The organism is Rhodoplanes sp. SY1 (assembly GCF_046000175.1).
In the GTDB taxonomy this organism is placed as follows: Bacteria; Pseudomonadota; Alphaproteobacteria; order Rhizobiales; family Xanthobacteraceae; genus Rhodoplanes.
Genome location: NZ_JBEOMB010000391.1, coordinates 1 through 623 on the forward strand (window position 1 = coordinate 1; position 623 = coordinate 623).

At 52.3% G+C, this 623-nt stretch carries 1 protein-coding gene; it reads left to right on the forward strand.

The annotated features are described in order from the left end of the window. Window positions 1-426 (forward strand): hypothetical protein (locus ABTU92_RS29880; protein WP_408095166.1); only part of this gene is annotated, 426 nt, incomplete at its 5' end. Between the last annotated feature and the right edge of the window lie 197 nt (window positions 427-623).

Sequence of the window (623 nt, forward strand, 5' to 3'; positions counted from 1 at the left end):
GAATTGATTAAAGAAATTAAAGATAATGCCGAGGACTATGGACGAGTGGCGCGGATCGAAGAAGTCGCCTATTGGGTCGGTGCATCCCTCGCCGCCATCTGTAGCGCCATTGCTGGCCTTTCCATCGCGGCGAACGCCAGTTCTTGGAATGAACCATACGGGAAACTAATAACCGGCGCATTGGCCCTCGTTCCAGCAGTATGGGTAGCATTAGATCAGACAATAAGACTCCGGCAGCTGAGCGTATTCAACTACGGCGTAGCTACAAAACTAAGTATTCTTCTTAATCAAATAAGGTCCGCCGGAATGGACGATGAAACTAGAAAAATGATGGAAGAGTACAATTCGATTCTGGCGACCGAGTATGCGGACTTTTCTTCGATTCTTTCTACCCCTCCGGATGCTTCGTCTAAGAAACAACCGTGACAGAATGTAAACGACCGAAAACGTCGGAACGAGATAACCGGGTGACCCGCACCTATCGTCTGCTCGGCGCCGACCGAATGTTCTACGACAGCGCCGGCAAGGGGACGCTCGGCGGAAACCGGCGGCTTCGGATTTATGGGCGGCTCGACTGTCCGAACGCGCTGCGCTGGATCGCCAAGGGCCACTACGCCAAAAAA